The organism is Nostoc sp. (assembly GCF_036917975.1).
Lineage (GTDB): Bacteria > Cyanobacteriota > Cyanobacteriia > Cyanobacteriales > Nostocaceae > Nostoc.
Genome location: NZ_JBALEJ010000009.1, coordinates 25,875 through 39,908, shown reverse-complemented (window position 1 = coordinate 39,908; position 14,034 = coordinate 25,875). Strand labels below are relative to the sequence as shown.

Annotated in this window: 11 protein-coding genes, 1 tRNA gene and 1 pseudogene; 6 read left to right on the top strand and 7 right to left on the bottom strand. The window is 43.3% G+C overall.

From position 1 onward, the window contains the following. The first annotated feature begins 57 nt into the window (after window positions 1–57). Window positions 58–279 (top strand): hypothetical protein, encoded by a 222-nt coding sequence (locus V7K76_RS02590; RefSeq protein WP_334780636.1) that lies wholly within the window; start codon window positions 58–60, stop codon window positions 277–279. Window positions 280–498: 219 nt separating this feature from the next. Here the strand turns inward: V7K76_RS02590 and V7K76_RS02585 are convergent, their stop codons facing one another. After that, window positions 499–3,516: a zinc-dependent metalloprotease gene (locus V7K76_RS02585; RefSeq protein WP_334780637.1), complete on the bottom strand. Its 3,018-nt coding sequence runs from the start codon at window positions 3,514–3,516 to the stop codon at window positions 499–501. 89 nt (window positions 3,517–3,605) lie between these two features. Then, the gene (locus tag V7K76_RS02580) at window positions 3,606–3,767 is read right to left on the bottom strand and encodes a hypothetical protein (RefSeq protein WP_334780638.1); all 162 of its coding nucleotides are present in this window, start codon (window positions 3,765–3,767) and stop codon (window positions 3,606–3,608) included. 414 nt (window positions 3,768–4,181) lie between these two features. Here V7K76_RS02580 and V7K76_RS02575 point away from each other — a divergent pair, with 414 nt between their 5' ends. Continuing rightward, on the top strand, window positions 4,182–5,951 hold the full coding sequence (locus tag V7K76_RS02575; protein ID WP_334951740.1) for a pentapeptide repeat-containing protein: 1,770 nt from the start codon (window positions 4,182–4,184) through the stop codon (window positions 5,949–5,951). A 232-nt stretch (window positions 5,952–6,183) separates the two neighbouring features. Here V7K76_RS02575 and V7K76_RS02570 read toward each other — a convergent pair. Beyond that, a tRNA-Arg gene (locus V7K76_RS02570) sits at window positions 6,184–6,256 on the bottom strand. Window positions 6,257–6,613: 357 nt separating this feature from the next. On the opposite strand from V7K76_RS02570, the gene V7K76_RS02565 reads away from it, so the two are divergent. The 3 genes from V7K76_RS02565 (at window position 6,614) to V7K76_RS02555 (ending at window position 9,286) form a co-directional block, all read left to right on the top strand. Continuing rightward, entirely contained in the window at window positions 6,614–7,273 is a 660-nt protein-coding gene (locus tag V7K76_RS02565) for an Npun_F0813 family protein (RefSeq protein WP_334775971.1), read from the top strand. 138 nt (window positions 7,274–7,411) lie between these two features. Beyond that, window positions 7,412–8,263, top strand: a complete 852-nt coding sequence (locus V7K76_RS02560; RefSeq protein WP_334775970.1) for a hypothetical protein — start codon at window positions 7,412–7,414, stop codon at window positions 8,261–8,263. Window positions 8,264–8,284: 21 nt separating this feature from the next. Further along, complete coding sequence (locus tag V7K76_RS02555; protein WP_334775969.1) at window positions 8,285–9,286, top strand: transposase; 1,002 nt, start codon at window positions 8,285–8,287, stop codon at window positions 9,284–9,286. A 94-nt stretch (window positions 9,287–9,380) separates the two neighbouring features. Here the strand turns inward: V7K76_RS02555 and V7K76_RS02550 are convergent, their stop codons facing one another. Beyond that, a complete protein-coding gene (locus V7K76_RS02550; protein WP_334775968.1) occupies window positions 9,381–10,322 on the bottom strand; it encodes an ADP-ribosylglycohydrolase family protein in 942 nt (313 codons plus the stop codon). A 299-nt stretch (window positions 10,323–10,621) separates the two neighbouring features. Between V7K76_RS02550 and V7K76_RS02545 the strand changes: the two are divergent. Continuing rightward, a pseudogene (locus V7K76_RS02545) lies at window positions 10,622–10,831 on the top strand (transposase); the annotation flags it as partial. Window positions 10,832–10,835: 4 nt separating this feature from the next. Here the strand turns inward: V7K76_RS02545 and V7K76_RS02540 are convergent. The 3 genes from V7K76_RS02540 to V7K76_RS02530 form a co-directional block, all read right to left on the bottom strand. Next, the gene (locus V7K76_RS02540) at window positions 10,836–12,422 is read right to left on the bottom strand and encodes an NCS2 family permease (RefSeq protein ID WP_334775967.1); all 1,587 of its coding nucleotides are present in this window, start codon (window positions 12,420–12,422) and stop codon (window positions 10,836–10,838) included. A gap of 136 nt (window positions 12,423–12,558) precedes the next feature. Further along, entirely contained in the window at window positions 12,559–13,638 is a 1,080-nt protein-coding gene (locus V7K76_RS02535) for a hypothetical protein (protein WP_334775966.1), read from the bottom strand. A 167-nt stretch (window positions 13,639–13,805) separates the two neighbouring features. Then, on the bottom strand, window positions 13,806–14,000 hold the full coding sequence (locus tag V7K76_RS02530) for a type II toxin-antitoxin system RelE/ParE family toxin (protein ID WP_334951751.1): 195 nt from the start codon (window positions 13,998–14,000) through the stop codon (window positions 13,806–13,808). Window positions 14,001–14,034 lie beyond the last annotated feature (34 nt).

Below are 14,034 nucleotides of genomic sequence, written 5' to 3'. Positions count from 1 at the left end.
TTCGATTGTATTCAGTCTTAAAAGACAGGACTATGACTCAAGTACTTGAAGACTTCATTGACTCGTTACCAGCCCCAGAGAGAGGCAATTCGTCATCGACCAACATTGCTGATTAAACTGCGTTTAATTCCGCTTGTTGGTCAATTCCGACGCTCGATGACTCGCTACCGCTTCGCTATCATTGCCCAGAATTCATCCCACACCTCCCTTCGGGTAGGATGTGGGGCTTCTTCTGCCTTAGCTAAAGCAAGACCCTCGCTATCCATCACTGCATTTTAAGAAAGTAGGACGTTTTTGGTCAGTACGAGTGGGTTTACACTATCGTGCGCTGGATAATATAGCAATCCTTGCAGAAGTTACGAACAAAAAGATCCCCGACTTCTTGAAGAAGTCGGGGATCTGAGCCTTTCGGTATTTGCAATGCTGATTTCACAATAACAATAATGAGCGGGAATAGGAGTTAGGAATTTTATTATTAACTCCTAACTCCTAACTTTTTTAATTCCCTTGCAACGGTGCATTCAACACTTTCTCAATGCGATCGCGCGTTTCTAGTAAGTGCGCTTTGGTATACTCATCTTCGGAATTAACTCCCTTAAGTTTCTGATCAAGCTGTTTGAGTTTATACCAAGCTAAAGTTCGAGCATCTTCTGGAACACTTTCTTTCCGCAATACCATAGCCGTTAAAATGTCCAGGTATTGGCGCTGCAAGCCTCGCCGCAAACTGGTAATTTTCATCAGTTTACCTTTTGGTTTGATGACTTCCGTCCAAATACCTGACTGCAAAGTGTCAAATAGTTCTGGTAGAGTCAGTGCTTTTCCTTCGGGAGTTTTGAGTTCAATATCCTTGAGACGAGAAAGGCGATCGCTTGAGAGTAAATCTCGCAACACAGAACCCTGCATAAATAGCACTAAGTCATGAATTGGAAAATCTAAACGGCCAACTTGCACAGAAGTACCCCAATGTCGCCAACGGGAAGGCGCTAATTTATTCAGTAGTTCTGGTGAAAAGTTCAGGGCATCTTCAGCAAACACATATTTTTGTAGTGTATCTAAAGCTTGGCGCTGTTCTTCCACTGGTACTGCTTCAAATGGTAATCGGTGTTGGGTAACTCCAGAGGGTATCTCACTAGGGTGAATGCGATAGAAAGACTGTCCCCCGATGTATTTTGTGGTGTAATATATTTGCTGAAAATAGTTACCCAATACGGTGCTAAAACGTTCGCTCACATCGCTGTAACTATCACCAGCCAGAGGGAAACGTTTATCGAGACGTTCCCACATCACCCGCGCATTATTCAACTGCCACTGAGAATAAAGCAGTACATTGCTACTGTTATCCCAAGCATCAGCAGTTGGGTCAAGGTCATGCACATCTTCATCTGTGGAATAACTCAACTCTGGCTTGTAGGATTGTGCAGCAATTTCTTCTAAAATAGGCTTTTCCGCTATGGGAGTTGATGTTTGAATTGGTGTATAGCCGTACTTAATTGCCCATTCATCATAAGGCCCTACCATACTAGGAAAATAATCTCCCTGTTTTGTACCTTGAGGGGCAATATTTGGGGGAATATAGTCCATTACGGAAGTTGTCAAACCTTTAGTTTTGGTAATTTCCGTATTATTCATTTCCTGGGGTGCTAGCAGTGTACTACCACGGAAGTTATGACGTAAACCAAGAGTATGTCCGACTTCGTGAGCGATGATTAAACGTAAATATTGATGGATATACTCTTTCACCTGGTCGGGAGTAGCTATAGTATCTGGCAGTAGTGACATCGCCAGTGAACCAAAGGCAAACTGGTTAGCAGCTTCCATGCCATAGCATAAATCGTACTCGCCTGCCATTTTTGATAAACGATTCAACAACCCCTGTTTTTCTGGCATTTTCTGGGGCGCGTCATTGTTTTTCGCATCTAAACCATTGGCGCAAAGTAGACGATTTTGCATCAAAGCTGATAGGGTAGTGCGATTGTCTGTTTGACTGGGTTGGACGATTTTACGATACTCATTTTTGAGTGCCCGTACAAAGCTAGCATCTACGAGAATGTCTGCATCTAAAATTTCCCCTGTCAATGGATTAACACGGGATGGCCCCATTGCAAAATAACCATCTACTGTGTTAATCCAGCGAATTGTGTTGTAACGAATATCTGCCGGGTCCCAGGTAGCATCATCAGGCATTTGGCGGACTTCAATTGCATCCTTAAATCCAGCTTTGAGAAAGGCTTTGTTCCACATGAGAACGCCTTCTTTCATCGCATCGCGGTATTCTAAGGGCACAGCGTTATCAATCCAGAAAACAATTGGTTTTTTGGGGCGAGAAATGACTGCTTTTGGGTCTTCTTTTTCCAAATGCCAGCGATTTATATAGCGGACAAAAGAATCGCCGCGATCGTCGTCTTTGGATAAATCTTGGTAGGCGGTGATGAAATAGCCGACGCGATCGTCAGCAAGGCGCGGTCGATAATCTTGATCGGGTAGTTGGGAGAGACTGTAATGGACGCGTAGGGTAAAACCACGGTTGTCAGCTAGGGATGCAAAGCTTGCTACTTCACTGTCGCGGTCAACGCTACCAGAGAAATTCAAAACTGATTCAACTTCTAAGTTTTGGGGAAAGGCTTTCGCATTACCAAAATAGGATTGGTCTGTGCTTCCTGGGACTCCTAAACTTACAGATAATCCAGCTAAGTCTGTGAGTAACAAATCTCCCAAGTCAATGAGAATAGTTTTGCGTTCTGGATGAATGCTTTTAATGGAAACGGTGTAGAGAACAGAGTCACTAAACGATCGCATCAGCGATCGCACCTGGGGATCTCCCTCACGGGTACGAAAATTCACATTGCGGATCACAAAATGTATTTTATCATCCACCCGTTGGAAATAAAACAAAAAATCTTGCAGAGGCATACCACTATAAATACCCCGTTCGCCAATACCCGATTCTAGGGTTGCTGTAGCTAGGTAATTTTTATTAAGTTGCTCTGGCTTAATTTCTAGATAAATCTTATTCTTTTCTTTATTGCGATAAAGAGTGAACAATCCTACTGACTTTTGAGTATTTTTAGTTACTACGTTGAATGGCTCTAAATCATCCTTTGCTACTGGTTTAGTACTAGAATTAGGCTTTGCATTCGGTTTTTCTGGGGGTTTTGCAACTTGCAAAAATGGTTGCTGTGCTGCTTTTTTCGGATCTTTTACCACCCAAATAAATGCTTGGGGCTGCACATGTTTATTTTGATTGACTACCCAAACTTGCCCTGACGCTAACTTCTGTTTCTGAGGAATATTGATATTATTTAGTGATAAAGCTGAAATTTTAGTTGAAGAAGTTTCTGTTGTTAACTGACCATTAGATTTTTCTCCATTTTTGGTTTTAACCACGCTTTCTACAAACTTCTGGTTAGCTGATAATTCTGTATCAACTCTGTTAACAGAGGGTGACTTAGCGCTAGCCGTTATTACTCCTAAAAACAAACCATGTAACAAAATCATATAAAAAGTTAATTTGTTCATTGCATTCATTCCCCAATAACTATTCCGCAGTTAATTTTTAACTTTTGCAAAGCTATGCAGCTTATCCTCTGCTGATTCTCTTAGCTGCTTTATATTAAGCAGCAAACTTGTGACCGTGCCAATTTTGGATTTTGGATTAAAAAAGTTTTTGGTACTGCTTCGACTCTTGTAGTCAAGCCAAAATCATCAACCCCTGTATCCTTGTGGTCAGGGTAAATCCAAAATCGTTTGACTGAAATTTTAGTTGCCATTTTTCAGCTTTGTTGTGCTGTTTTAGTGTAGGATTTTTCCTAACAATTGCGTCTCCAAGAAACAGTAAGTATTATTTTTACATCAGACTAGTAAATTTCTTGAGAAGAAAGTATAACAAATTAACCAAAACATGGAAATTACTTGATTTTTGAAAGGATTTTGAAGCTAACACTTTATTGACATCAGGATAAGCATCTGAAAGCAACTACAGGTAAGCAAGAAGCTGTCATCCAGAAAGGCCATTGCCAAACTCAAAAAAAGTCGTCTGGTGTAGACATCGCCAACTCATGATTTTTTTACTATAGTATTTCTTTATACTATTAATTTGTAGCAATGAAAAGCAAACTAACATAGAAAAAATTTTAATTCAGGATTATCAAAACAGTAACTGAAATGTAACAACGGACACAGAAATGTCAACATATTTATCTCAAGTTTGGCAATTGCTGAGAAATTATGTGAGGGGTACAAGGTTGCAAGAAATGCCAAAGACCACATCGCCAGAAACTAAAGCAGTTTTACCTCTAGGAAAAAGTATTAAAGAACTAGACAAAAGTATTAAGTTTACTCAAGATAATTTACAGGAATATTTATACTCTCCAAGACTACAAGAAAGCTTGGAAAAATGGACAATACTAGACAGTGGTTTGACTTCTAAGATCGACGATCGCGCATTGGGCACTTTACCATCTGGGGTTTGTTTTAGAGTGTGCGATCGCCAGATGCATGAAGAGATTTATGATTTATTAGGCAGTGCTGCCTTGAAACCAGAAATAGTCAGCCAACTAATGGAATTGATTGTGACTGGTAAAAAAATTCGCCCAGAAGTACTTTTCTGGCGGTTAGAAGATTTTTATCGTCGCTGGTGTCAGGGAGAATTTATCGATGGCACACTAGATGATAACCTGCCTCAGAAAACAAAGTTAAAGTTGGCGGCACAACATATTGCGATCGGGTTGAGACAGGTAGACATATATACAGGGCTGAACGTACTGATTTTACTGTTAGAGTTACACCGCTACGCCCAAGAGCGAGATGAACTTAAACAAAAAATCACCTTCTATCCATCAGATCAACCAGACACAGACAATTTTTTCACATCCCAACTACTGCGGATTATCAACTATAGCGATGCCCTGGAAATTGGTAACTTTAGCAGTATAGTCGGGCAATTCCTCAAAGGCGGCAACTTTCGGAGTGCTTACCTGGGTGATGCTAACCTCACCGGGGCAGACTTTAGCGGTGCTGACCTCAGCCTTGCTTATCTCGGCGATGCTAACTTAACTGGCGTCAACCTAAGCGGTGCCAATCTTAGTGGTGCGAACCTTGGTGATGCCAACCTCAGCGGTGCCAATCTTAGCGGTGCGAACCTCACCGGTGCCGACCTCAGCAGCACCAACCTCAGCGGTGCTAACCTTAACTGTGCCAACCTTAGCCGCGCCGACCTCAACCGCGCCGACCTCAGCAGTACCAACCTTAGCCGCGCCGACCTCAACCGCGCCGACCTCAGCCGCGCCGACATTAGCAGCAGTAACCTCAGCCATGCTGACTTAAGTAACGCCATCCTTTTTGGTGCGAATCTGAGTGAAGCTAACCTTAGCAGCGTCAACCTCAGCCATGCCGACCTATGCCGCGCCGACCTGAGTGGTGCTGATTTGAGTCATGCCACCCTCAACGGTAGTAATCTCAGTGATACAATTCTTTTCAGTACCAACCTGAGTGATGCCATCCTTGTTGCCGCAGACCTCAGCTACGCCAAACTTAACGGTGCTAAACTTAACAATGCCAGACTTAATGGGGCAATGTTCTTAGGCGCTGACCTCAGCGGTGTAGACCTGAGTCGGGTAATTCTCAACGAAGCCGACCTCAGCGGCGTGATTCTTAACGATGCCGACCTCAGTGGTGCCGACCTCACCGACGCTATCTTGTTCGGTACAGACCTCAGCTATGCCAACCTTAAGAGTGCTAACCTCAGTGGCAGTAACCTCAGTGGTGCTATTCTCAACGGTGCGGATCTCAGCCATAGCAACCTCAGCTATGCCATTCTGGGTGGTGCAGACCTCAGCGACGCCAATATGGAACAAATGAACTGGGGTAAAAAGCAGCAATGGGAAGGTGTACGGGGATTAGAGACAGCAGTGAATGTACCAGAGGCATTAAAAGAAGAACTGGGGCTGAAGTGAGAATGAAAGGGAGTGGGGAGTAGGGAAACTAAGAAAGCTTTTCATCGGGCGGGGGTTTCAACCTACCTTGCGATACAAGGAAGGATTTTATCGCGCCACTTGCGGGCGAAAGCGCGTAGCGGGACGTTCGCGGTAGCGTCTCGTAGAGAAGTACGGCTTTAAACCTAAATCGAGGGCTAATTTCTTCCCCTACTCCCTACTCCCTACTCCCGCCCCGAAGGGGTAGTTAAAACGAGCGCGGCAGGGTTCGAACCTGCGACCGATTGCTTAGAAGGCAATTGCTCTATCCACTGAGCTACGCGCCCAAAACAAAATAATGGCTCCCGAAGGAGTCACCTACACCATTATATCGTCTTCACGTACCAAGAAGCAATCAAAAATTGCAGATTTACCATTAGCAAGGCTAAGATGCTAGTCGCTAGCTAGTCAATTTACACTAAAAACGAAACAGATGGGGTATTGGTTTAGAGATATTGTGTTGTCAAGGGGTTATTTGCCCGTTAGCGCTAACGTCCTCTGGGCGGCTACCTTCGGGAAGGAACTGGCGATCGCGAGGCTCATTTTCACAGTATGCTAGGTAATTTCAGCCTTGGCGATACTGCCAAATGCCATTATATATTCCATATTAAGAGTGCCCCTGTGAGGAGTTATTTGCTAGTGCCATGTTTATTCTCAAACGGCAGGATGTTGAAATATCAAGCATTCAGCACCCAAAAAAGGATCAGCAAGTGCCGATTCTCAGTTATCAAGGGCAAACTTTTCGCTTGATTAGTGTTTTCAAAGCTAGTCAAGAAGAAGAAGCTAGAGCCTTATGGAGAGAATTAACGGATAACCGAGGCAAAGCCTGTGTTTTGCTGGAGGAACCGGAACGCTTTAGCGTCTGGGGTAAAATCCGTTTAGAGCAGCTGGATAGTGACACAGGTGGTCATGGCAAAACGGCGATTTTAATCCAAGCCAGTATTTTGCTGTTACAAGGTGTTTCTATCGATATTGAAGAGTTTTTAGGTGCTAGGCAAGTTGCATTATTTGAAAAAGATATTGCCGAAGTATTAAAGCAGAAGCAATTTCCTCAAGCGTCTTCTCTAGAAGCGGTTAAATATTTGGTGTCTACTAATCCTTTGCCGGCAGCCAAAATACCTGATTGGCAAGAAAATCATGTAGTTATTCTGTTACAAGAACTGCATAGATTAGGAAAAGCCTATTTTGGCAATGGTAATTTTACCAAACAAGTAATTTATAAGCTAGAAGATATGCCAGAAGCCGAGCGAGCGCTGTTTATAAATTGGCTAAATCAATCGCCACTGGGTAAACTATGGCAGTAGCATGGAAATTTTTTAAAGTTCCTGCCACTGGTACTTGCTTTTGGTGTCCGATTGTGTATTACTTGGCAGACACACTGCTACATATACAGTCATTTAACTCAAAATACTCCCAGAGTGCATCTACATAAGTCAAGTCCTATGAATAACTCTTACGAGAATTCGTTCCTTTCTAAATCTATTTTCAACACTCAGAACATTGTCTTAGCTAATATTGGCTGGGCTGTACTGGCACTGCTATACTTTTTGTTGTTTAGTGCCAAAGTTCCCGGAGCCGATGGCATAGAAAGCCGGGCTGAGTGGTATGTGATTGGCACAAATATTTTTGAAGCTTTAGCTTATTTGTGTGCCAGTATCTTATGCTTGAGGAACTGGCTGAGTCCACAAATCGTCAGTGGCCGGAATGTTTGGCTCTTAATTGGGTTAGGTATGCTTTCCTATTTCGTTGGGGGGATAATTTTCGGCTATACCGAGATAGTTTTAAAAGATGAACCGGATATGTCTGTAGGCGATATATTTTTTGTACTGACTTATCTATTACTTGGCGCAGGCATGATTTTAGCTGTGGCTTCCAGGCGAATCAATCTGGAAAAATGGCAGTGGCTAATTGTATTAGCAATTGCAGTATTCGGTAGTTTGTTGGCATGGTGGATTTCTATGCAACAGGAAACATCCCCGGAACTGCTAGTCGCTATTTTGAACTGGTTTTACGTAGTTAGCGATGTGGTTCTGTTAATTATTGCTACCACTCTGCTATTAGCCTTTTGGGGAGGAAGAGTTTCCCAGTCTTGGCGAATGATTGCAGCGGCGGCCTTTTCGCTTTACATTGCAGATATGTGGTTTAAATACGCCCAAGGCCCCAATTATCAAAGTGGAGAGATATTAGAAGTGTTTTGGGTGTTTAGTGGAGTGTTATTTGGTATGGGCGCTGCCTTAGAATATGACGCATCACTAAGACGAACGCGGCGTACCAGCACAAGAAAACGAGCTTAGTAAGGATTTTTGGTATCTACCGTGAGAAAATTAACAGACTCTGACAAGCAAGAAATTCTGAAGTTATATCGAGAGACTGCCGAAACAACCTCAACTTTAGCAGACCGCTACGGTGTGAGTAACTCGACAATTAGTCGCCTGCTCAAAAGTACTTTGGCAGAGGATGAGTATGAATACTTAGTCTCTTTAAAGCGGGCTGCGAGAACTCCTGAGGGAAGGGCACAGGTTAGCTACGAGCAGTTACCACTGCTGATTCAACCTGAGCCGGAGATAGAAGTTCCACCCATTGAAACTCTACCTTTGGAAGTACCAAAGGTTGAGCCACTACCACGTAAGATAATTCGTGTAGAGCAGGAACTTTACTCAGAGGAAACGGCGGAGTCAATCGCCGCTAGTAGACGGGTGCGGCGTCGTCCCTCGGCGGCGGAAAAACCGAAACTCCGAGTCACATCTGAGAAATTAGAAACTCCAGAGCCAAAGCCGCCGGAAATAGTCAGCATCTCTATCCCGCCTCTAAAGGTTGAACATCCAGGAGCAGCTGTCATCGCGCACATGCTGGGCGAAGATTTGCTAGACGAATCAGAGGATTTGGATGATTTAGATGATGATGATTTAGAGGATGACGATTTTGAGGAAGAAGACTTTGATGATGATGACCTGGATGAGGAAAGACCTTTAGTCACAAAACGCAGACCAGGTGAAGCATCAGTTCAAGTTTTACCTCTGTCGGTAGCGAATTTGCCGAAAACTTGCTATTTGGTAATTGACCGTTCCTCAGAATTAATTACCCGCCCCCTGAAAGACTTTGGTGACTTGGGGCAAATTCCCAGCCTGGAAACTCAGCAAAGAACTCTGCCGGTGTTTGATAACCATCGTGTCGCCAAGCGTTTTTCTACAAAGCGCGATCGCGTGATTAAGGTTCCAGATAGTAAAATGCTCCATAAGGCTCGTACTCATCTGCAAGCTAAGGGTATCACGCGACTCTTGATTGATGGTCAGGTCTATTCTTTGTCTACGGTTTAAGATTGGGCGATTCAATTTTGGATTTTGGATTTTAGATTTTGGATTAAATTTCAATCTAAAATCCAAAATCTAAAATCTAAAATTCTTACTCCTTTCAACTGTAAACAGCCCTTGTAAAACGCTCTGCTAAGTAAATAATGTCTTGTCTACGAGCAATTTGGTTCATCCATTGTTTGGGAATATTTTCCACACCGTAGTAAATTCCCGCTAACCCACCGGTGACGGCGGCGGTGGTATCGGTATCTCCGCCTAAATTCACAGCTTTCAATACCGCCTCAGAATAAGACGAGGTATTTAACAAACACCAGAGGGATGATTCTAAGGTGTCAATCACATAGCCACCAGAATTAATCTCTTCCACTGGTATCTTGGCAATCTCACCACTGAAAACTCTGCCAAAATGCGGCTTTTCTAACAAAAATTCTCGCACAGAATAAATTGTTTGGATGTCTTGCAATCCTTGTAAATAAGCTGTTTGGGGGTCAGCACCTTCTAACAGCGCCACTGCAATACTAATATAAATGCCGCAGGCCATTTGCGATCGCGCATGAGCATGGGTAATTGCCGAAACATCATGCACCCGCGCCAGCAATTCACCTAAAGTTAAGTTTCTATGACAATAAGCCATCGGCAAGATTCTCATTAAAGAACCATTGCCATTACTATTTTCAACCTTACCGCCTGCCTGATGGGGAACAACTCCCTGTTTCAGGCGCATAATTGCTGTGTGGGTAGTTTGACCAATATCAAAGACATCACCACGGGGAGTCCAGTAAGCCTCCTTGTACCAGCGCCAGAAGGAATTGGCTATAGCATCCAACGAATACCCTCTACAAAGGCATTCTGCCAAGCAAAAGCTTAAGGAACTATCATCTGACCAAGTTCCTGGTGGTTGATTCCATGTGCCATAACCCAACATTGTTGTCACTGGAGATTTTACTCGTTCAGCGCGACTAGTAAACTCCACTGGCACACCCAACGCATCACCGACACATAAACCCATCAAACCAGACAACGTTTTTGTAGCGGTTAGCATTATTCAATCTCCACAAAAATTGCTCAAAATTAACTTTATAGATTCCCTCTATAGCTTGTTGCAACAGATGTTACAGCCTACTTTTTCATCATCTGTGAAAAGCTCGGCAAAAAATTGTTATTCGGGTATTTTATTAACCAGATACTTACTAAGTTTTAGTTCCAAATATTGTGCCAGTTTTCAAAGCGTCTATTTCTGGAACAAATAACTCGGATGAAAAGACACAGGGTTTTCTCAAATTCTTTTGGGTTAATTCTTTCAAACACCCTTCTAAAAGTATCGGGGCTGGGTATTCCGATAGATTTTTTAGAAAGGCTGAGAAATCAGTCAAACAGGCTCAGAGACGGATTTACAAGAAAGTAAAGAAGTCGTCAGGGCGTAGAAAAGCTAGAAGTATTTTTGCCAGAAAGCACTTGCGAATAAGTAGGCAACGTACCGAACACGCTAAAAGAATAGCGCGTCGCGTTGTGAAGTCTAACGACTTAATCGCCTACGAAAACCTCATGGTTGGCATCAAGCTTTACGTCTTTCTTGCCAATCAACATAGAAAAAGAGAATTGTCAGTAAAATATAGCCAATAGCCCAAGTAGCACCAGTTCCCCAGCCGAAATTAACAACTGTATCTGCAACAGTCCAACGATAACTGTGCATCAATCCAACCCAGGAAATGACAGCAGCGACTATAGACCAATAGGCAGCTTGGCGAAACTTGCGCTCAATAATGTAAACTGTAATACCGGCTAAAATCATGGCGGAAAAAATAAACCCTTGCTCTAGAGCAAAAGCCCCATCAATATACGTATCGCTCAACTTAAACTGCTCAATTAAGGCTGGTGTGAAAGGTTTTTCCGGCGTGCCCAAGCCTGCTGCCCGAAGTGCATTTTTCGCAATTAGCGCACCCCAACCAGCAATCCCCGGCAATAGACCAACAACCACAGCAGGTGCATGGTGCGACGGGGTAGCTGTAAAGCTTTGAGCGACAATCACAATCCCAATCCACAACACAATTGCCATTCCAGCTTCAATCGGCACAAAGTAAGCCAGCATTGCCACGGTTCCACTTAGGCAAAGCAAGCTCATAATTATACCATTGAGTATAGAGTAACCAACTCTCGCTCCCATCGCTTTCCAGCCAGGATGACCAATATAAATAGTAGTCGGGAAACAGGAACCACAAATAGCAGCAACCAATGTACCAATACCATTTACCCTCAGACAAGGAGCCACAGGATAAGTATCACCCGCAGCTGAAGCACTTTCTAAATTCTGGAGACTGCCAACAAGATTAAATAACCCCATTGGTAGAATAATACTGAAATAATCGACCAAGACTGAACGACTATTCCACAATTTTAAGAGCCACAAAGAAGGCAGATAAAGCCTAATTGGTTCCAGGGTAGCGATCAACTTGGCATGATCCCAACTGGCTAAACCTGTTACCCAAGCGAGGGTAATTCCCAACAGAACTGCCAACAATCCGCCAGGTATGGCAAACCGCACTCGCCCAAAATAAGTCAGCAGAATCACACCAAGAGGTACCAAGCCGACTACGGGATTGGCGTATGTACGAAATAGAAAACCAATGGCGATAAAAGTGATGGCAATACCACCCAAAGTGGAAAGCAATGCTGCACGGGGGGCGAGGTGACGGAGTGGCTCTCCCAACCATGCCCCGACAAATTCTATCAAACCAGAACCAAAGCAAGCCACCAATCCTGCTTGCCAAGCTAATTCAGCAGCTTGTTCCCCAGATGCACCACTAGAAATTGCCGCCAATTTTACAGGCAGCATCACCAGAAAAATATAGGCAAAAAGGCTGACGGTGTTTATCCCATAAGGCAAAGCAGTAATATCATCCCTTTGCTCACGTTTACCTTGTTCTTTAGCTAGCCTTGCGTAATAGAAGTTGCCAACAATCAAACTAATTGCAACACCTGGCAAAATCCGCCCATAAACTAACGACTCAGGAAAGCCTAGCACTCCTTGGCACAAATTCGCAATCAATAAAATTTGAATAAAATTATCAAGCGCCAGCCCAAATAAACCATCAATGTCTCTGCGAACGAACCAACGCGGTACTCTGGTTGTAGCGATTTCCATTGTTTTACTTTTGCTTTGCCAATTGTCTGGCAAGGGTCTTGCCGCTATTAGAATACCAGCAATCGTATTACAAGTGATAAGCAAATGACACCTGTTGCCGTTGTCAGGTGTAGGTAGTTGACATCATTTTGACGTTTCAAAGTTGCTTCCCCTTTAAAAGTGACTGGATTAACCTGAGCAGGAGGCGTACATGCACAGGTTGCGTATTACTCCCTATGGTCTTTGGAGGTGCATTTTCAGGATCTACCCCTGTCCAAAGTTCAAAATTGTCAAAATAGAGCTGCAATACACCACCCTGGTTGCGTACGTCATCAATGGCTTCTGCCCCGGCATAGAGCTTTAAAGGATTAAATTCTGTCACTCCATCAGGGTTAGGATCTTGCGGGTGATAGGTGATATTATGCACATCAAATAACACAGTTTTTCTACCATCATAGGTCATTGCGGAATAGAAACGTCCCGTATTTCTATCACCCTGCTTATAATAGACCTCTACATCAATCCATTTTCCCAAGGGAATATCAAAATTTTCCGGGGATTGTGCTGTCCATACCTCCTGAAAATTCCCATGCGAATCCAATATCTGTGCCCCAAGAACAGGTTTCAGTTTTCCGTGGTCTCTTGCCAGCAGAACGGTGTGGATACGGAAAGGATAAGGTGTACTTAGCCAAAAGGCGTTATTCCAAAACTCATCCAGGATAACCCAGCCTTTTTGATATTTGTTCCAGTCCTGACTGTACATTACCTTATAACGATACAGGAACTCAGTCATTTTTCCTTTGGCATTATCATATAAATCCGCCTGAATACGTCCTTTGCAACCGCCACATTCAGTATCATTAGGTTTTTTTAGCCAGAAACTGAGAACATGGTTATTCTGATCAAGCGGATCTTTCACAATTGAGGCAAGTCTTTGAGAAGAATCACCACCTAGATATTCAATCATAAAAATGCCTATAGGATCAGATTCCAGGTCTCTTACCCAGTCATTGGGTGCGGCTACCGAGGTATCAACCCCAACAATGTCAGCCCTGTTTGCACTTTGACCCGTCACCTGGGTAGATCCTTCAAAACCGGAGTGGAACAGGAGCCTTGGTGCAGCAGATGCCGGAGAACCCAGGGAAATAAGTGCAGTAGCGGACAATGAAATAAAAATTCCAGCATTGCGTTTGAAATTGTTCCTATTCCTCTTTATTGAGGTATCTTTTTTTGCCAATGGCAAAAAATTTTTTATAAAACTATACCTCTTATGTTTCAAAATTTGCGATAATCATACTTTTACCTTTCCAATAATACCAAAATTATCGGTTAGCCGTTCCGTCCAATTTTTTGTACCCCGTGTTTCTTTCTGGATTACAACCACAGATTAAGAAGTGCTGCAAATTATTCAAAACCGCCTCTTTCTGCTAATGCATTAGCATCACGCGCACCATGCAAAACGCGAATAATTATGATTTCGGCTTCTGATACTGTGTAATAAATGGCATGATTTCCTTCAAATATCACACGCAGACCAGCTGAGAATTGCGATCGCAGGTCAAGTTTACTACGCACCAAAACTTCAGGGAACTGGGCCACTAACAAAGGCTACTCAGCTATTTAAACAAGGTTC

Excerpts from the sequence above, each read along its gene's own strand:
- V7K76_RS02585 (WP_334780637.1), bottom strand. The coding sequence starts at position 3,516 with ATGAACAAATTAACTTTTTATATGATTTTGTTACATGGTTTGTTTTTA.
- V7K76_RS02580 (WP_334780638.1), bottom strand. The coding sequence starts at position 3,767 with ATGGCAACTAAAATTTCAGTCAAACGATTTTGGATTTACCCTGACCAC.
- V7K76_RS02575 (WP_334951740.1), top strand. The coding sequence starts at position 4,182 with ATGTCAACATATTTATCTCAAGTTTGGCAATTGCTGAGAAATTATGTG.
- V7K76_RS02565 (WP_334775971.1), top strand. The coding sequence starts at position 6,614 with ATGTTTATTCTCAAACGGCAGGATGTTGAAATATCAAGCATTCAGCAC.
- V7K76_RS02560 (WP_334775970.1), top strand. The coding sequence starts at position 7,412 with ATGAATAACTCTTACGAGAATTCGTTCCTTTCTAAATCTATTTTCAAC.
- V7K76_RS02550 (WP_334775968.1), bottom strand. The coding sequence starts at position 10,322 with ATGCTAACCGCTACAAAAACGTTGTCTGGTTTGATGGGTTTATGTGTC.
- V7K76_RS02540 (WP_334775967.1), bottom strand. The coding sequence starts at position 12,422 with ATGGAAATCGCTACAACCAGAGTACCGCGTTGGTTCGTTCGCAGAGAC.